Here is an 18,717-nt window from a genome sequence, read left to right as displayed (position 1 = left end):
AAAATAATTTATTAACACCTGTAGCGATATTGTGCTATTCCCAGCGCAAGCAAATAGATTAAACTTTAACCATCTTGATTGATCGCTCGATTATCAGTGCTGTTTTAACATTAACACCGCAGTAGATCTCCCCGCCATAACCGTTGTTTTGCAAACCAAAGCGTCTACATGATTTGTAGCCCATTAACTCCCGTACTTGTTCAGTTAGAGCATTGAACTGAACAAAAGTAGTTAGCCACTGCATAAAGACATTGATACATTAACAAGGCTCTTATTTAGATACGCTAAATTGCAAAAAGGAATCAGTATCATGCTTCATGGAATGTACTCTCAAATTCGCGCTCGAGTAGCCCCCGCGCTATGGCATAAAAAACCTTTAGCTACGGCTATCTTACTCGGTGCTGGACTACTCATTCCTTCAGCTCAAGCGGACACATCAGCCAACACTGCACAACTAAAACCTAACAATCAACAAGCTTGCTATGTCGACGGATTATCGGAGCAGATGCAATGCGGCTCTATCTCGGTTCCTGAGAATTACGCCAAGCCAGATGGCAAACAGATCCAAATTCATTACGTGGTGATGCCAGCCATCAAGCCTGGTAGCAAGAACCAAGCCTTGCTCGCAATCGCTGGCGGGCCAGGGCAATCAGCCATCGAAAATGCCCGCGGTTTCGATCGCATGCTGACCAAGGTACGCCAAACCGAAGATGTCATCCTTATCGACCAGCGCGGCACAGGCCAATCTAGCCCACTGCAATGTATTGGCGATGGCTTTGAAAGTGCTCTGGCGGTTAATGAAAGTGATTTTGATACCCGGGTTGAAACCCAAAAATGCCTAGATAGCCTTGATGCCGATGTCACTCAATACGGCAGCCTAAGTGCACTTAAAGATTTTGAAGCGGTAAGACAACATTTAGGTTATCAAAAACTGCACCTATACGGCGTGTCTTACGGCACGCGTATGGCACAGCTGTATATGCGTCACTATCCGACAAGCCTAGCAACGGTCACCCTAGATGGTGTAGTGCCAATGCAGCAAAGTGTGCTCGCTATTGGCGATGCCATTGCCCGTGCATTCAATCTGCTTATCGAAGATTGCGCCAACAACAGTCTTTGTCATGCACAATTCCCTGAGCTTAGTGCCGATCTTGAAAAGGTCGATGCTGAGCTAACACAAGCGCCAAAAATAAGCCAAGTGCCAGACCCTCTTACCGGTGAAATGACCCAACTGACCCTCACTCGCGGTAAGTTTAAAGGCGCGTTGCGGATGGCGCTTTACAATCCCAGCACCCGCTCACTCATGCCCCATGCGATTCATCAAGCGGCTAAGGGTAACTATCAACCCATCACAGGACTCTATGCCATGGGCATAGACAATGCGGGTATCGCCATGGGCATGCATGCTTCTGTGGTATGTGGCGAAGATTGGCAACGCCTGACGCCTGAACTGCGCGAAAAAACAAACCAGAGCTACTTTGGTAAAGAGATGCTAAAAACTTTTGCCGACTCCTGCGCAGTGTGGAATATGCCTGCGGTCGATGCCAGCTTTAGCGACCCCATAGCCAGTGATATCCCAACCCTATTGCTCTCGGGTGAGTTAGACCCCGCTACGCCACCAAGCTGGGGAGAGCTTGCCATGGAAAAGCTAACCAATGCTAAACACTTTGTCGCCCCTTATGCGACTCACGGCGTGGCTTACCAGTCTTGTGGTAATGACCTTATTGCAGAGCTCGTTGAGCAAGGCTCTGTAGCAGAGCTAGATGCTAAGTGCTTACAGGAAGATATTCGCCGCAACTTCTATCTCAATGCCAGCACAGTAGAAGCCATTCCTAGTGACAGTACTAAGCAAAAAGATGAAAAAATAGACGAACAAACAATTAAACAAGCAGACAAACAAACAGCCCTGAATAAGTAAGGAAGCCACCATGATACAAGTATCAAATTTATCAAAACGCATCGGAGATGTGCAGGCGCTAAATGATTTAAGCTTTTCAGCGCTAGATGGCCAGATCACTGGTCTATTGGGCCCAAATGGCGCGGGGAAAACCACCTGTTTACGCACCGTGTTTGGCCTTTTAAAGCCTGATAACGGCAATGCAGAAATTGATGGTATCGATATCGCGGTATCACCCGTTGCCGCCAAACAGCAATTGGGTTTATTTCCTGACCCATTTGGTTTGTATGAGCGCTTAACCCCGCGGGAATATATTAGCTACTTTGCCGAACTTAACGGCCTGTCTCGTAAAGAAGCAAAGCTAGCCACCAGCAAGGTTATCGATAGATTACACCTTGCTGATATCGCCGATAGACAGTGCAAAGGTTTTTCTCAGGGCCAAAGAATGAAAACGGCATTGGCACAAGCCATTGTCCACCAGCCAACCAATATCATTCTCGATGAGCCAACGCGAGGCCTTGATGTTATGAGTACCCGTGTACTGCGCGACATCTTGCGTGATCTAAAAAACCAAGGCCATTGCGTGCTGTTTTCAAGCCATGTGATGCAAGAAGTCGCCGCACTTTGTGACCAGGTGATAGTGATGGCCGAAGGCCGAGTGGTTGCCATTGGTAGCCCAGAAGCATTGTGCCAGCAAACCGGTAAGGACTCGCTCGAAGATGCCTTTATTCAATTGATTGGTACTGATGAAGGCATAGCCGCTTAATACTGGCGATAAAAGGATTTCTCAATGAGTAACAAAATTATTTCAATGGTTCGCAAAGAGCTGATCGACGCGGCTCGCGATAAACGCTCGGTAATGGCAGGGCTTTATTACGCGATTGGCGCACCGCTGCTTATGTGCGGTATGTTTTTTCTGTTAATTGGTCAGCTGACTAGCCCTGAAGATCTTAATATAAAAATGACCAACGCACAGGGTGCACCGGATCTGGTTAAATTTCTATCGAGCCGTGGGATCTCTCAAGGTGATAACGAAGACACTAAGGACATTCAGCTCATCATCAGTGATGACTATGCAGCCAATATGGCCAAAGGGCTTAGCGCTGAAGTGACACTGGTTGCCGATGCGTCAAATGAAAAACTGCAGATCTCGATTCGTCGATTAGAGAAGAGCTTACAAGAATATAGTGGTGAAATGGGCAGCCTTCGCCTTATCGCCCGCGGTATCGATCCTAGAGTAATGCAACCCATTAAGCTCAATGTTGAAGATGAAGCCACGCCAGATTCAAAGGCCGGCATGATCTTAGGCCTAGCCACCATGACCATGATCTACGCGGTATTTATCTCAGGCATGAACCTCGCCATCGACACCAGTGCCGGTGAACGTGAGCGTAACTCGTTAGCCTTACTGCTAAGCCATCCGGTTTCGACCTGGGAAATCGTGATTGCTAAGATTGCCGCTGTGACGGTATTTGCCATGGTGGGGCTCGTCCTCACGCTCATCGTCTCTAAATTCGCTTACGCCTTTGTACCTTGGCAAGAGTTAGGTTTTGCCGTGAGCTTAAACATTAACTTTATTCTGATGATGATTGTTGTTGGTGCGCCAGTCGCAATTATGGCAGCTTGTTTACAGCTATTTGTGTCCTTTATGGCTAAGAGCTTTAAGGAGGCGCAGTCGTACATCACTATCGTGTTGATGGTGCCTATGATGTTAGCCATGGCAGCTAGCTACAATATTGCACCAGAAACAATTCAGTGGTTACCGGTTTCAGGCCAGCTACAGGCACTAATTGAGTTTATTAAAGGCCGCGAGCTACCAATGATGCAGCTAGCAGTGTCATCCGCCCTAACCTTGGCTATCGCCCTAAGTCTTGCTGTAGGTATGCAGAAGTCACTAAAGAGCGAGAAGATTGTGTTTGGTTTATAACAGAAAGTTACTGGGCTTTACGGGGAGTTTATACCCGTAGAGCCCTTACAGATTTAAATGACTCTTTAAGGAATGAGGAAATAAAAATGGAATTTATTGATAACATTTTAGCCAGTGATAACTATGCTTTTATGGCAATGCTTGCTGTTGTGGTAGTGGTTATTTGGTTTCTACCCGCCATGCTGGCATTAGTGTTTAACCGCAAGCACTTCAAACTTATTTTACTCGCCTGTATCCCGGCGGGTTTTTCACTGATTGCATGGGGTGGCGTGATGGTTTGGGCGGTAACTGGCAAGGCCGTTGATAAATATGCGAATCGGGATAAGGCTAAAAGTTAACGCTAGCAGTCAAAAATGGAACACTCTCAAACCTAAGGAACATCGCTATGGATTTACCTCTTATTATTTTGATTATCTCTATTGTCGCCATTGCTACTGCGGGTGAAGCCTTTAAACATTATTTAAAGTCGCGCAAAATCACCAGCTCAGAGATCACTAACAACGAACTTGAGTTACTGCGTAAACAGAACCGACATTTAGAGCAGCGGGTAGAAGTGCTTGAAAAAATTGTGACTGACAGCAGCTACGATCTGAAGTCGACCATCAACTCACTGTAATTGCTTGCTTCAATTACCATACTCATAGGTTAATAAGGCTAGTTCTAAGCCTATGCTGTCGCCATTCGCGACAATTAACAGCAGTCATGAGTGTTAAGCTTGAGCTACTTACTCCCAAGCTGGGGTTTGTTGCTTTGGCTTAATTTCAGCACCGAACCGAACTTGTTTGCCCACTTCATTGCAATCCCTAGCCTACTGCTGCTAACGGGCTACAGCGCTTATATTATTGCCCGTAAAGGTGGCTAATATCGACAGTGCAGGTAATCATTTACCTACCCACGCCAGTAGGCCCCTCAGAAAAGAGAGACCGATACTGGATGACAGTTAGATTTTAAACTCTTGTACCAACACAGACAGGCGTTTAGCCATATGGGCTAAGTTTTCACTCTCCTGAGAGCTAATATTCGTGCCATTGGCAGTTTGCTCTGCCGCGTGGCTGATATTAACGATATTAGTATTTATCTCTTCAGATACCGTACTTTGCTCCTCGGCTGCTGTGGCAATTTGAGTATTCATATCGGTAATGGTCGCAATCGCACTGACGATACTTTGTAGTGCCTCACCCGCACCGCGGGCATGACTTACGCTATCATCGACATATTGACGACTATCGGACATCGCACTCGCTGCAAGCTTAGCACCGCCTTGTAGCTTCTCTATCATGACCTGGATCTCTTCTGTCGACTCTTGAGTACGACTCGCCAAGGTTCTCACTTCATCAGCAACGACCGCAAAGCCTCGCCCTTGCTCACCCGCTCTCGCCGCCTCAATCGCAGCATTGAGCGCTAACAAATTAGTTTGCTCGGCAATGCCTTTAATCACATCCAAAATAGAGCCGATTTGATGGCTATCATGCTCTAAATCTTTCACCACTTGCGATGCGCGCTCGATACCCACAGCTAAGCTCTCAATCGCCTCAACCGTACTATTCACAACGGCTAAGCCCGCCTGAGACTGGCCATCAGTTTGCGCCGCGGCATCAGCAGCATCATTGGCATTTTTAGCCACTTCAACCACGGTTGCCGTCATCTCATTCATGGCCGTTGCTACCATCTCTAGTTCGTCACGCTGAGTTTGTACCGAGTTAGCTGCATCAGCAGTTATCTCCGCCATACCTTGAGAGGATTCAGCGAGCGCTGATGAGGTCTCTGCCACCCCTTGTAAACTCGTTTGGAACTTATCTAGCATTAAGTTAAAAGAGCGAGATAGTTGACCGAGTTCATCTTGGGAAGTGATTTTAATTCGGCGAGTAAGATCCGACTCGGCCTCGATTGACGTAATAGAGAATTTCATATCTTCAATAGAACGCAAAATAGCACGCGAAACAAACAACAGAATGAGCCCTGCAATACCAAAACAACCTAGAGTGAAACCAATTAATTGCAATCGCATATTCGACATAGACGTCAATGCGGCATTTTGTATGTGATTGCGTGCATTTTCTACTGAGTCCGCTAAAGATTTAAAGGTCGTTCTGGCCTTATTCGCAAATGGACTTGCCCCTTTACGGTACTCTTGCCAAGCAACTTGTAATCGCTCTGGTGTGCGCTCAACAGATTGCAATGCCAACATACGTGCACGACCATCTTCAAGAAATGCCTCTGTAGCTTGCTTAGAATTTTGAGCTAATTGACTGAGCTCTTGCCTATCTTCAGTGCTGCTCATTTTGCTTAATGAAGATTCTAGGTTTTCAAAATGACGGTAGATATCTTGAATACGGGTTTCAAGCAAATTGTAATTCTTATTGAAATCATCGCCGAGCATAATGCTACGAGATAAGCGAGAGACGTAATTCATGTCGCGATTAATAGACAAGATGAACTCTTGGCTCTTAACTCCAGCTTGATCGTACTCATTAAATCGCTGTTCAACTTCTGCAGTACTGACTACCACATCAGTAAAAATTACAGCACCAGTTAACCCAAAGACCAGCATTACAGCCATCAATTTTCGTTTAATAGTCCACGAAGCGAACACGCCCATCTTCACAACTCCTTATGATTTATCGCGCGCAGGCGAAATTAACTCCAGAGTAATGCAACTAAACTCAACTGACTGACCAAAAAAACAGCCAAAGAAGCTAAAAGTTTGTGAAAAGATGTAAAAACCATGATAAGTCATAGCTCTACAAGTACGAATGATTAATAAAGATCTGTGTGATTAGTAGAAGGATGCTATATGCGTGTAGATAGTTGAGAGGGTAATGAGAATGCAGTTGGAATAGTAGGGGCGTGCATCGAAACACGCTCACTTAGCCCTACTTCCAACTAACCTGTGGCCTTGCTTTACTTAGCTTTAGGTCTGAACGGCTTAATAACCGACTCGTCACACTCTAAGAAAGGACCGTCCATTAGGTCGATGCAGTATGGAATCGCTGGGAACACGGCATCCAAACACTCGCGAATCGACTTTGGCTTACCCGGTAAGTTAACAATAAGCGAGTCACCACGTAGGCCTGCTGTTTGACGCGATAAAATGGCTGTTGGTACAAACTTAAGCGACTCGGCGCGCATTAGCTCACCAAAACCAGGCATCATACGATCACACACAGCTTCAGTCGCTTCAGGAGTCACATCGCGCTTAGCAGGTCCTGTGCCACCAGTGGTGACAATAAGGCTACAGTTTTGCTCATCAGCCATCTTAATCAGCGTCGCTGAAATCACATCTTGTTCATCAGGGATCACTTCATAAACAGGTTCCCACTCAGACGTGAGGTATTCGTTAAGAACATCGATAATTGCCTTACCAGAGATATCTTCATAGATCCCCGCACTGGCTCTATCACTTACCGTAACAATACCGATTTTAGCTTTGCTCATTCTCTGTTCCTTCAATCTGATCTTAGATAAACTTGGCTTAGTTTATCGTGAACGTTAGCGTCTCTATAGTCTGGCGTTAAAGTAGCACAAAGTTAACTAATTAAACTCGAAAAATATTGGGTTAAATGCAAAAACTGCGACGTCATGATTTATTGGCTATTCACCCTCCAACACCCCATGTCCGCTCACAATAGCAACACAATGAAAACCATTTACTGCAAACGAGATATGGGTCGCAATCTTTTTGATATTCCGCCCTGAGTAATACTTGTTTTCGATAAATTCTACCGTACTCTTGCGCCTACTCGAATTCAGCTGAATTCACACCATGTCAGGGGACACTATTTGAACACCACACAAGGCTTATTGCGCGCCTGTCTAGCGTTAGCAACTATCCTTCTTTGCAATCTCGCCAATGCCACTCAAACCCAGCTAGATCTACCGACTAAAAATAGCGAACTGCCATTTTTTCACAGTCAGGATGAAGCCGAGCAGCGCAGCCAAGCTTATGAACAAGCCATGGACGACCTCAACCATCAAGCTGATGAGTGCCAAAACGATCTAGCATGCGATGAAATCGACAAAGCACAAACCGATCTTGATTATGCCAAGCGTAGCCATATCGCTAAAAACGGCTTAGCCATGTTCGATGTTTTAGGTGGACCCGCATTCACACCGGAAAACGGCTTAATGCTCGCCCTCGGCGGTCTGTATTCCTTCAAAACTGAGCGAGAACAGAGTGACTTGCAGCGCTCAAGCGTGTCACTTTTTGGTATTGCCAATAAAGGCGATGGCGACCTCGGCTACAGCTTACGCTCAAGACAAAACCTGTTTTTTGATAACGATGATATTCGCTACAACGGACTATTTGTATTGGCCAGCCAAAGTGAAAACTTCTGGGGAGTGGGTTATGACGCAGGCAAACAGCAATCAGCATCTGACGATACCCTACTGAATAAAACTTCACTGACCTATCATGCCAACTTAGACTTTAAGAGCGATTACGGCTTTTACTTTGGCCCGGCGCTGCGAGTCAATTACTTCGAGCCAGACCAAAATAGCTTGCCGCCAACAGCAATTGCTGATGACAATTTTCAACAATTTAAAGATAAGCCTTTGTCGGTAGGCTTGGGTTTTTCAATCAATTATGACAGCCGTGATGTCACAGTAAACGCTTGGCAGGGTCAGTACCTGAATGTTGAATATATCAACTACAACTCTGGCTTTGGTAGCGATAACCAATATCAAAAAATCTTACTCGATCATCGCTATTACCTCACTGTAGCGTTAGGGCGAGTGCTGGCTTTTTACAATGCTTATCAGTGGAGTGAAGGCGATGTGCCTTACTATGATCTGCCATCTCTAGGTGGACAGTCTTCGCTACGTGGCCTCTACCAAGGGCGATACCGCGATAAGTCTGCTATCGAACACACCCTGGAATATCGCCACACCTTCTTGCGTGACAACGGCGAACTGTCAGCGCATGGCGCCACCCTTTGGGCGGGCGTAGGATCCATTGCAGGAACAGACACCCAGCTGTACGAAAAACTGCTATATAGCTATGGCTTTGGCTACCGCTATGAATTGCAACCTAGGATGAACGTGCGTGTCGATCTCGGCTTTAGCGATGATGACAGCGGTTTCTACCTTACCTTTACCGAAGCCTTTTAAATAGATTTCTGAGATTGATAAAAATGAACAAACACCTTGTTATTGTGATGCTACTTAATGCCATCACCTTTAATGTGTGGGCCAACAGCGACACCACAGACATTGAACGCCAGCAGCCCGCGCACTGGAGCCATTTGCCTATCTGGGGCGATAAAGCTCGTGAGTTAGGTTATGAACTGCCCATCCCTGTCGGCTTCAATATCTACTACAACAAGCAGTCAGTTGCTTATGACGCCAAAGACAACTTCAATCTTGGCCTCGCAGGCAGCGGCTGGCTGAACAAGCTCAACGCCAATGTTGTGATCCCCGCTGACGATGTGATTATTACCGGGGAAGACGAAAGCATTCAGCTTAGAGCCGATGCCTGGGTACTGCCATTTCTTAACGTATATGGCCTTGCTGGTTATACCAAGGGGCACAAAAACATTCTGGCGGACTTAAGCAACGCCCAAGGTTTAGGTAATGGCGGCATCGATATGGTGCTACCTATCCCTATCGAATATACGGCTTATAACTTAGGTTTAGGTGCGGTGCTGGCAGGGCAAGCCGAAGTGATCCCGGGTATGCATCCGTTTATCTTTACCGGTGTGGCCGCCTTTACCAACTCTTGGACCACCACCACCGACAGCACGATTCAAACCTATATCGGCTCAGTGCGTATGGGGCAAAGATACGATGTCGGCGGCGATAAGCTCGCCTTCTTAGTCGGTTACAACTACCAGATGATTAACCAAAAAATTGGTGGAAGTTACGACTTCAACGTCCCGTTACTCGGCAGGCCTGGCGGGATTAACATAGATTATGACGTCCACCTAGTCAGCTCTGAAAGTCACAATATGTCGCTCAGTATGGTGTACGATTTTGGCCCTAAGGATGAGTGGAACGTGTTTATTGAATACGGATTTTTAAACTGGGATCAATTACTACTTTCTGTGGGACGTCGCTTCTAAAGCGCTAGATCTAAGCTTCCAAAGTGCTAGCTCATGCTGGTTAGCGCTTTGGAATAATCGATCACGGCCTTCTCGATAACCAATATTTTTGCTTCCAGTAACTGTTATTTAAACTAGAGATCATCACTCCCTGACTCGTGGACGCATGTAAGAATTGCGAGTCACCTATATAAATCCCCACATGGCGTGTACTCCAGCCCGTTTTGAAAAAAACCAGATCCCCCACACGCAACTGACTCTTACTGACGCTTTTACCGATATCTTTCTGCTTTTCTGTGGTTCTAGGTAGTTGCACACCAAAGCGGCTCTGATATGTCTGCACCACAAATCCAGAGCAATCTATGCCCTTCTTACTCATACCACCTAAGCGATAAGGCACACCTTTCCATTCTCGATGCATTTGTATTAATTGGTTTTTTATCTGTTTTTCACTCGATAGCTGCTGAGCTTTACCCGAGGAGGCAGATTGAGGAGGAGCACTTGAGCAGGCACTTAATATCGCTGCTAACAATACAATTAATAAGGTTCTCATCTTGATCCAATTATTTAAACAATCATTTGAATAATAACTTAGTCATATAAATATAAAATTAAATTCTAACCAATACCCAATAATTTATTTATTAAAACTTTCAAATTGTTATTTTTAAACTATACATAGAGATACGCGCTAAATAACCCAGAGGATTTGATGATGGAAAAACACTTGTTTAACAAATATGTTCAAAATGAATTTATTCACTCTAAAACCAACGAAAAGGGTTCCGCTCTTGTCGAGGCGATGCTTGTCGAAGAAAGCATTCCTTCAGACGAACAGGAGGATGAAACCTCAAGCTACATTCTTGGCTACAACTGAACATAGCGCCGTGCTGAATGTCATTACCACTCATACTCTGGTGACTCTCGCGGCGACATTCCTTATTCCTGCAAATATCACCTCAAATTTCAATTTTAAAAGCCTCTGTATTAAAAGCTACCTTTCGTATTTAATTGCTATTTTTAGCCTAAAACATAATTAATATTTAAAAACAGCTGTCTCTCACATTAATTACCCCGCCAACTGTAAAACTAACAATAAACTCATTATCGAGACTAACAGTCAAAAATCACGTTCAAAACTAGCTCTTAAAACTAGCGCTTAAAATAAGTAATCACGCTTTATTCACACATAGGCGAAAATTAACCGCTAATATGCATAGGTGGTAAATATCCATTCATACACATATTTAGCTTAAAGCTATTATTAGCCTAAATTCTTTTTAAACCTCATCGATGCAATAATCAGCCCTATCACGGTAAAAATCGCCAACCAAGTCACGTCATAAGTCATATCGATAATTTCAACATCTCGCAGTACCACGCCCCGAATAAGTCGCATAAAGTGGGTCGCCGGCAGCGCTTCAGCAATATACTGCGCCGCCACAGGCATGCCCTCATAAGGGAACATAAATCCGGATAAAAGAATCGACGGCAGAAGCACAAAAATGGTCATCTGCATCGATTGCAGCTGACTCTTAGCAATCGTCGAGATGACCAAGCCTAAGGTTAAGCTTGCCATAATAAACAGTAACGTAGCACTCGCTAGCTGTAATAGGCTGCCATTCATTGGCACATTAAAAATACTGTAACCTAGCCCCAGAATAATAATGACCTGCAAGATGCCAATAAACATGTAGGGAATGATTTTACCCAGCATCAGCTCTATAGGACGAATCGGTGTGGTAATTAGCATCTCTAAGTTGCCACGTTCACGCTCACGCACAATGGCTGCAGAGGTAAACATAATCATGGTCATCGTTAGAATTACCCCCACCAGTCCAGGTACAATATTCACCGCAGTGCGCTGCTCAGGGTTATAAAACAGCGCGACCTCAAAGGTGGGCGTTGTACGATTGGCCGGCTGCCCAAGCAGTTCGGTTAAGGGCATGGCACGCAAGCCCTTTATTGCCGCAGCAACCATGGTATCGGAGCCATCGACGATCCACTGTGCCACAGGGCGACTGGTTTCCTCATCGCTTGAAGGAGGCGTGCCTAATCCTACCGTTCGGTGACGTACCAAACGTTGGCTAACATCATTGGGGATCATCAATACCGCGCGTACTTCACCGCGTGCGATTGCAGCATGAGCGCTCTTGGCATCATAAAAATGCTGAGTAAACTTCACCACCTGAGTGGCTCTTACGGTTTGAATTAATACACGGCTTAACGCGGTTTGGCTTTGATCAACCACACCAACAGGGATATCGCGAATATTGGTATTGATGGCGTAACCAAATAGCATCAACTGAATAAGTGGGATCATCACCACCATACCAAAGGTCATTCGGTCGCGTTTGAGCTGAGTCAGCTCTTTCATCACAATCGCCTGTAACCGATACAGAGTCTTCATTGGCGCCCCAGCCCCGTACAGGTAACAAATACATCTTCAAGACTAGGCCTGACAATATTCACAGCACTTAAAGAAAGTGGGCTCTGCTCAGACAATAAACCGATAGGGTCACTGCAGCTGTCTTTAACTAAGACTCTTAATCTAGAGCCTAATTGCGCGGCGCTTATCACCTCTGGAAGCGCCATTAGCACTTGCTTTAACTGTCTCAAGTCGCTCGACTCAACCTCTACTACCTGTGCGCCCATATTGTGCATCAGCTCGTCGGGCGAGCCATCGGCGCGTTTCACGCCCGCTTCTAAGATCGCGAGCTTATGACAGCGCTCAGCTTCGTCCATATAGTGAGTCGACACCAAAATAGTAGTGCCCTGTTCACACAGATCGAACAGCTTCTCCCAAAAATCACGCCGATTCTCAGGATCGACTGCTGAGGTCGGCTCATCGAGGAACAGTAACTCCGGTTTATGCATGGTTGCAGCGGCTAAACCCAACCGCTGCTTTTGCCCGCCGCTCATGCTGCCAGCAAGTTGATCGGCTTTTTCATTTAAGCCATAGGTATGCAGCAACTCTTGAATACGTGCGGTTTGCTCACGACGGGATAGGCCGTATATTTTGGCAATAAATTTCAGATTTTCTTTAACAGTTAGATCATCGTATAGAGAAAATTTCTGGGTCATATAGCCGATTTTTAACCGTAATTTTTCAGCATCTTGAGGCAACTTCAGCCCTAGCACTTCAATCTCACCGGAGGTCGGTAATAACAAGCCCGTTAACATGCGAATAGCCGTGGTCTTACCGCAACCATTGGGGCCGAGAAAGCCATAAATCTGGCCTTTCTCAACCTCAAAATCAAGATTTTGAATCGCCTTTAAGCTACCAAAGTCACGGCATAAAGCTTTAGTTTTGATGACCGGATTGTTGTTCCTGTTAACCGACAGGTTGTTTTTGATGACCGACATGCTCATGGCATCTCGATCTGAGCAGGAACACCACTGGGTAATAAGGCCGAGCTATCAGGAAGTTGTACCTCTGCAAGGTACATCAGCCGTGAGCGCTCTTCTTGGTTTAACGCATAGTAAGGAGTAAAGGCAGGCTCGTTAGCAATCCAGCGTACACGCCCCTCAATGGGATCATCAATACCATCAACATGGACTAATAGGCTGTCATTGATATTGATTTTGACTCGATATGGCTCGGGTACATAAATGCGAGCAAAAGGGGCTTTACCGGCTAACACCACAGCCAGTGGGCTCCCTAAAGTGACACGCTCGCCTAAGTTCCACGGCAGGTTATCAAGAATACCGTCACGGGTCGCCCTGATGGTTAAGTCTGATAGCTTTTTTTGCTCACCCAGTAATACGGCCTCAGCAGCTGCTAAATTTGCCTCGGCAGAACGAATATCTTCGACTCGCGAGCCTGCAAGCAGTTCTCGCAGATGCTCCTGTGCATTCTCAAGATTGGCATTACCTAAATCCCGATTTGCCAGTGCGCGGTCAAGGTTGGATTGACTGGCTAAGTTATCTTTTGCCATGCTAGCAATTCGGCGGTAATTGGCTTCACTCTCTTGCTGCGTTGCTTGCGCGCCAGACACATTCGCTCTAGCGGCTGCAATCTCCTCCTCACGGGCACCTTTAAGTAGCTTCTGATAATTTGCATTGGCTTGTGCCACATCGGCAAGCGCCTTAGAGACCTGAGCTTTTTGTAATGTATCATCTAGCTGCACCAGCACAGCCCCTTTACTCACCATGCTGCCTTGCGCCACCGGAAGTGCCACGACCACTTCATTGGCTGTCGCCGTTAGGGCGATACGTTGCCGCTCAAGGCTGCCAAGCGCTACATTTTTGGCGCCGTTGTCACACGCCGTCAGCGTCAACAGCAAAGAAATCATCATCAGTATGCGCACAATTACCATCCTTAAGAATCTGCACCAAACTTAATACTTACCCATCCAAGATACGCGGAATTGATGACTAATCAAGCATGTTAGTTGTTATTATTTAACTCTTTTTTATGTGGCTGTAGATAGCAAAAAAGAGCACCTAAGTACTCTTTTTTATGTTGCGGTCGATACGAGGCAAGTTCGCTTTAGCGCGCTCAGAAGTGTATTTGTAGTGCGCGCTGATAGAATTCTTGCGTGCTAAGAATAGCAACTTTATTACTCCAAAACAACAAGTTACTGTGTGGTGACAATAGAGTTGGCCCGTAAGAGGAAAACGAGCCAATAAAGTTGGCCCGTTAACCTGCTTTGCTTCTACTTTTTCAATTTCACATTACTGACTGTTGGGCATTGACCATCTGATAAATCCGTTTGTGCCCCTGCGCTTGGTACTTTAAAGCAAACTCTTGCGCCTACATGTAAGTGAGCAATATTCATCACTTCGCTAAAGCTAAAGTGAAAATCCCCATGATTTGAAGTAATAAAGCCAAACTCTCTACTGGTATCCATTTTACGAATAACACCTTCCAAACGAGCACCTGCTTGTGAAGCTATATTTGAGTGCATCGCAATGAAGCATCTATCGCTCCGCTCATCTACTATATTGAAAAGCTCTGCTTTATCTTTGATTAGTTTCTTTAAGCTTACGAAACCATAGTTTCTAGGGTCAAAGGATGAGTCAAACATTTTGAGCATCTTCCCCATATCACCAAGATAGACAGGTTCATTGCTTTCAGCACATCGTAAATAGGAATCAACCAAAAGCACGTTTAAATCTTGGTGGCTTAAGCGTACTGTAGAGTCTGAAAGATTCTTCGTAAACACAAAATTATGGCAAGCTTTTCTGAATCTTTCAGGAGTGTTTTCCTTACCGATAGCCATCACATGTAGGCCTTTCTCACGAACTCGTTGTGCTAAACTATAAAACCCACCGTCACTTGATACGATGCATATTCCATTAATTCGGTGGTTATTGCTAATCAACTCAATTGCATCCATAACTAAAGCATGATCAGCAGCATCCTTACCGTAATGAAATTGCTGCTTAGGGCTTGATGCTGTTTCATGAAGAACGTCTTGCCAGCCACTTTGTTGTCTAGATGTCCAATCAGCATAGACCCACTTAATCGCTACTGTGCCATGCTTCTCTACTTCCTCAAGCATGGACGAATATTGAGCTTGCGAAGCATTTTCGCCGTCAACTAATACAGCAAAAGTTAAATCCATCATTTTCACATTCCTTGTTAAATAAGCCTGCCAAAGCAGGCTTCCTAATTAATAGACGGCTCTAATACCCTGAACTCTATAACCATTTTGGCTTAAAGAGCTTTTGATTTTTAACAGCGAAGTGGGAAGTTGCTCAGTCCAATTCAAACTTTCAGCCTCAATCTTAATATGTTCTAAAAGCTCTATTGCTGAGAGTTGATTTGAGAGCAAAGTGACTTGACGATTCAGCTCTTTACATGGGAATACTATAAGGTAAACAAACTTTCTTGAATTTAATTCATGGATAGTAAGCTGACCATCCCCGAGCGCTTCAGAATGAAAGACTTTTCCGCAAATTTGCACAGTTTCTTCATCAACGTCGTACTCAATTTCACTAGCCCACTGCTCGAATGCTTCACTAAGATTAATTTCATAAGGGGGAGTATTTATATCACGATAAACTTTCCTAACCATTCCACCAAATAACTCTTGTCCATAAGAACCCCATGATGGAAGGCTCCTAGGATCAGCAATTTTTATGTCCTTAATTTTAGTTAAACAGTACTTTTTAAATAACCCTTTCAATCTGAATCTGTGTTGCTTATCCAGCTGATTTTCTTCAAAACTCTTTTGATATGATTCTAATTTATCTAAAAGTCGTTTTGCATGCTCTGCTGGTGCCGAAACTTGATCAGATTCACTAGAACTTAGGTAATCTTCTTGCTTATAGTCACTAACTAAAGATGGTAAATTCAGAGCATAGGCAGCTTCTCTACATACATTTACCAGTCCAGTTTTACCATATTCATAGCTGCTAATATTTGCATGTTCATTTTCTTGCTCATACCTTGGCTTAATGTAACGAATTAATGCATCTTCTATTTCAGCCGCTTGATCTGATAAGCCGTCAACTGAAGGTAAAGAGTCCAGAATTTGAGTTGTCCATCGCTTAAGCTCTTCATCTCTTTCAGCCTGCCTATCAAACTGTGTTTTCCTCTCAGCTTGATAAGTTTCTAAGCTTTCCCTCATTCTTTCTGCAATATCTTTACTTCTCTTAAAAGTATTAACAGGAGAGTTATAGGTATTGAATGAACGATATGCTTCACCATTTTCGTCCAACTGTTCAACGACTTGTTGATGGTGCTTTTCAATAGTGTCAATATCATCGTCACCAAGAGGATAGCGCCCTTCTTTCGTTTGTTCTGATTCAGCGACTAGACCTGTCATAAGCACTAATTGCTCCCAATCACTCGGTAATATCGGCTTAGCCTCTCGAAAGACGGTATAATTATAAAACCTATCCCCCGGCAACCTAGGTGACAACAGACTTATTAAAGGCTCTAGGTCACTAACTTTTGCCTTACCTTTTCCCGACTTTAACTGGCTCACATAAGATTGAGACCAACTCAATATCTCACCGATCTTAGTAATGCTAATACCAGACCGCTCAGCCAACTCAATAACCTCCTTGGTATACGGATGTTTTTCTGAAGCATCTATGGGAAATAGAATTTCATTTTTATTGTCCATTTAAGTTCTCACATGGTTCCATTAATTTATGGATAGCTTTGCATATAAAAACCGCAAAACAAAGGCCTTAATAACTTATAATTTACTTATCACATATTATATTTTTACATTAAATACATAAAGATAAGAAAAACCCACACTTATACAATGGATGTCTAATTAGTGTTTAGAAGTTAAATCTAACTCACTAACAGCGATAAAAGACTAAAAAAATCAAGATCCAGACATAGAACCAACAAGAAGAGCGCCGCTAAGTTATAAACCACTTATATAGAGCTTATAAAACGCTTATATACTATTTAAGGAATAGCAAAACTAAAGAGTCACTTGAATAACGATGCTAAACATCAATATCACCAACATCGTTAAGTGTCGCAGAAATTAGGGGCTTACCAACCTTCAACTTCTTTCAGGATCTTAATTATCTGAGTTTCGGTGTAGCGTGATTTATTCATTGCTGTTCTCCTTGATATTTCAGTGTCCCGGGAGAACTCTAATTATGCATGAGACGATTTTAGGGGAGGGTTACATAACGTATTAGGCTGTCCACGGTAAAACGTACCTAGACAAAAATACTTTCGCATGGACACTTTTAAAAACTGCTAAGTTGCTAGTTATCGATTAGGTATACTTTTCATCAAGTCGTGGTGAATTGTAGTGAATTTAAAAAACAACCATTACAAGCATCTGAGTTAATTGAATTTAAACACCTTACCCCCAATCACTGACATTAGTTAAATTACTTAACAGTGTTATTCGTAGTTGGTGAGAAGATCTGTTAGTGCTTTACTTGGCTCAAGGAGTTGTGTGGATTAGAGTCACTTGAATCACGATACTAACCATCAATGTCACCAAGATCGTTAAGCAATTGAGTCTCGGATTTTTTGGGTGTAAAAAGTGTGGGATTTCTTGTTTTTTTGAGTGCAAAAAGTGTGAGGCCTCAGATTTATTGGTCATCTACACCTTAGCGCCTTAGCGCCTTAGGACATTCAATTAAAAATATTCACCTTTCAATCAAGTTGTTTTCGTCAAAAATAAATGAAAGTAGCTTTACTGTATTCAGAGCGTCACTTAACGCTCTGTGGTGAGTTCCTTCAATAGTAGTACCTGATATCTCTAAGGCTTTCTTTAGCCCAACCTGAGGCTTAATCCTTTGAGTTTTAGCGAAGGCTTTCTTTAAATTAACTACGGTTGAAGGCTTATACTCTGGAAGTCTGTGAAAATCACAATCTATGTTTATCTGAGTTAAATCATAAGATCCCCAAGAACAAAAGACATAGTCATTATCTGCAGGCAACCACGCCTCAAACAACCGGAAAGCTTGACTAAAAATATCTTGGTTAGCTAGAAGTGATTGAGATATCCTCGTAAGGTTAGTACAAAAGGCACTCAATTCTGGATGTCTTACAGGGCGCACTAATCTATTGAACTCTTTAGCTATACATAGAGTATCTGTGGAAACTAATACTGCCCCAATTTCTATTATCTCTCTTTCGTTGGCGGGAACGGAGCCGTCTTCTGTGCAGGTATGCTCTATATCTATAATGAGTAGATACTTATGCTGGCTCAGCAGCCCTCTTAGGCCACCTCTTGTATATTCAAACTCCAATGCAAACACCAGTAATGTCGCTATATGAATAACCAAAGATACTCGCTGTTCCGTGCCACTTCAATCTACACGGAAAATGGTTACTTATAGTCTATTGCAGTTAAAAAGAGACCATTCCCCCAAATGCAAGCTGCGCAACAAAACTTGCGTTATCAAACTAGGGAAGTAGG

General features: G+C 44.1%; 18 protein-coding genes. 9 read left to right on the top strand and 9 right to left on the bottom strand.

Going from position 1 to position 18,717, the window contains the following annotated elements; all coding sequences use genetic code 11:
- Window positions 1–310 precede the first annotated feature (310 nt).
- The 6 genes from ACVBIO_RS13490 to ACVBIO_RS13465 all read left to right on the top strand — a co-directional run bounded on the left by ACVBIO_RS13490 (window position 311) and on the right by ACVBIO_RS13465 (window position 4,686).
- Complete coding sequence (locus ACVBIO_RS13490) at window positions 311–1,918, top strand: alpha/beta hydrolase (RefSeq protein WP_447172810.1); 1,608 nt, start codon at window positions 311–313, stop codon at window positions 1,916–1,918.
- A 10-nt stretch (window positions 1,919–1,928) separates the two neighbouring features.
- The gene (locus tag ACVBIO_RS13485; protein WP_447172809.1) at window positions 1,929–2,663 is read left to right on the top strand and encodes an ABC transporter ATP-binding protein; all 735 of its coding nucleotides are present in this window, start codon (window positions 1,929–1,931) and stop codon (window positions 2,661–2,663) included.
- Window positions 2,664–2,687: 24 nt separating this feature from the next.
- The gene (locus ACVBIO_RS13480) at window positions 2,688–3,824 is read left to right on the top strand and encodes an ABC transporter permease (protein ID WP_447172808.1); all 1,137 of its coding nucleotides are present in this window, start codon (window positions 2,688–2,690) and stop codon (window positions 3,822–3,824) included.
- Between the two features lie 86 nt (window positions 3,825–3,910).
- Complete coding sequence (locus tag ACVBIO_RS13475; RefSeq protein WP_447166407.1) at window positions 3,911–4,162, top strand: superinfection immunity protein; 252 nt, start codon at window positions 3,911–3,913, stop codon at window positions 4,160–4,162.
- Between the two features lie 47 nt (window positions 4,163–4,209).
- On the top strand, window positions 4,210–4,440 hold the full coding sequence (locus tag ACVBIO_RS13470; RefSeq protein ID WP_447166406.1) for a hypothetical protein: 231 nt from the start codon (window positions 4,210–4,212) through the stop codon (window positions 4,438–4,440).
- A 99-nt stretch (window positions 4,441–4,539) separates the two neighbouring features.
- The gene (locus tag ACVBIO_RS13465; protein ID WP_447172819.1) at window positions 4,540–4,686 is read left to right on the top strand and encodes a hypothetical protein; all 147 of its coding nucleotides are present in this window, start codon (window positions 4,540–4,542) and stop codon (window positions 4,684–4,686) included.
- Window positions 4,687–4,764: 78 nt separating this feature from the next.
- On the opposite strand, the gene ACVBIO_RS13460 is transcribed toward ACVBIO_RS13465, so the two are convergent.
- Window positions 4,765–6,423 (bottom strand): methyl-accepting chemotaxis protein, encoded by a 1,659-nt coding sequence (locus ACVBIO_RS13460; RefSeq protein WP_447169950.1) that lies wholly within the window; start codon window positions 6,421–6,423, stop codon window positions 4,765–4,767.
- A 302-nt stretch (window positions 6,424–6,725) separates the two neighbouring features.
- Window positions 6,726–7,259, bottom strand: a complete 534-nt coding sequence (gene mog / locus ACVBIO_RS13455) for a molybdopterin adenylyltransferase (protein ID WP_439268080.1) — start codon at window positions 7,257–7,259, stop codon at window positions 6,726–6,728.
- A 345-nt stretch (window positions 7,260–7,604) separates the two neighbouring features.
- Here mog and ACVBIO_RS13450 point away from each other — a divergent pair, with 345 nt between their 5' ends.
- Together ACVBIO_RS13450 and ACVBIO_RS13445 are read left to right on the top strand one after the other, a co-directional pair.
- Entirely contained in the window at window positions 7,605–8,930 is a 1,326-nt protein-coding gene (locus ACVBIO_RS13450) for a BamA/TamA family outer membrane protein (RefSeq protein WP_447172807.1), read from the top strand.
- Window positions 8,931–8,953: 23 nt separating this feature from the next.
- Window positions 8,954–9,880, top strand: a complete 927-nt coding sequence (locus tag ACVBIO_RS13445; protein ID WP_447169952.1) for a hypothetical protein — start codon at window positions 8,954–8,956, stop codon at window positions 9,878–9,880.
- A 61-nt stretch (window positions 9,881–9,941) separates the two neighbouring features.
- Here ACVBIO_RS13445 and ACVBIO_RS13440 read toward each other — a convergent pair whose 3' ends face one another.
- On the bottom strand, window positions 9,942–10,412 hold the full coding sequence (locus ACVBIO_RS13440; RefSeq protein ID WP_447162269.1) for an NlpC/P60 family protein: 471 nt from the start codon (window positions 10,410–10,412) through the stop codon (window positions 9,942–9,944).
- Between the two features lie 162 nt (window positions 10,413–10,574).
- Here ACVBIO_RS13440 and ACVBIO_RS13435 point away from each other — a divergent pair, with 162 nt between their 5' ends.
- Complete coding sequence (locus tag ACVBIO_RS13435; protein WP_447162270.1) at window positions 10,575–10,736, top strand: hypothetical protein; 162 nt, start codon at window positions 10,575–10,577, stop codon at window positions 10,734–10,736.
- Between the two features lie 387 nt (window positions 10,737–11,123).
- On the opposite strand, the gene ACVBIO_RS13430 is transcribed toward ACVBIO_RS13435, so the two are convergent.
- From ACVBIO_RS13430 to ACVBIO_RS13405, 6 genes are all read right to left on the bottom strand, one after another.
- Window positions 11,124–12,269 carry an ABC transporter permease gene (locus tag ACVBIO_RS13430; RefSeq protein WP_447163132.1) on the bottom strand — a complete coding sequence of 382 codons (1,146 nt, stop codon included), beginning with the start codon at window positions 12,267–12,269 and terminating at the stop codon, window positions 11,124–11,126.
- The gene (locus tag ACVBIO_RS13425; protein ID WP_447172806.1) at window positions 12,266–13,231 is read right to left on the bottom strand and encodes an ABC transporter ATP-binding protein; all 966 of its coding nucleotides are present in this window, start codon (window positions 13,229–13,231) and stop codon (window positions 12,266–12,268) included. The genes ACVBIO_RS13430 and ACVBIO_RS13425 overlap by 4 nt, the downstream gene beginning before the upstream one ends.
- Window positions 13,228–14,178 (bottom strand): HlyD family secretion protein, encoded by a 951-nt coding sequence (locus ACVBIO_RS13420; RefSeq protein ID WP_447172805.1) that lies wholly within the window; start codon window positions 14,176–14,178, stop codon window positions 13,228–13,230. The genes ACVBIO_RS13425 and ACVBIO_RS13420 overlap by 4 nt, the downstream gene beginning before the upstream one ends.
- Window positions 14,179–14,517: 339 nt before the next feature.
- Window positions 14,518–15,432, bottom strand: coding sequence for an NYN domain-containing protein (locus tag ACVBIO_RS13415; protein ID WP_447172804.1), 915 nt, complete (start codon window positions 15,430–15,432; stop codon window positions 14,518–14,520).
- Between the two features lie 45 nt (window positions 15,433–15,477).
- Window positions 15,478–16,938: a hypothetical protein gene (locus tag ACVBIO_RS13410; RefSeq protein ID WP_447172803.1), complete on the bottom strand. Its 1,461-nt coding sequence runs from the start codon at window positions 16,936–16,938 to the stop codon at window positions 15,478–15,480.
- 1,003 nt (window positions 16,939–17,941) lie between these two features.
- Window positions 17,942–18,547 (bottom strand): exonuclease domain-containing protein, encoded by a 606-nt coding sequence (locus ACVBIO_RS13405; RefSeq protein ID WP_447172802.1) that lies wholly within the window; start codon window positions 18,545–18,547, stop codon window positions 17,942–17,944.
- Window positions 18,548–18,717 lie beyond the last annotated feature (170 nt).

The organism is Shewanella sp. 0m-8, from assembly GCF_052977265.1.
This window is presented reverse-complemented; position numbering and strand designations above follow the sequence as displayed.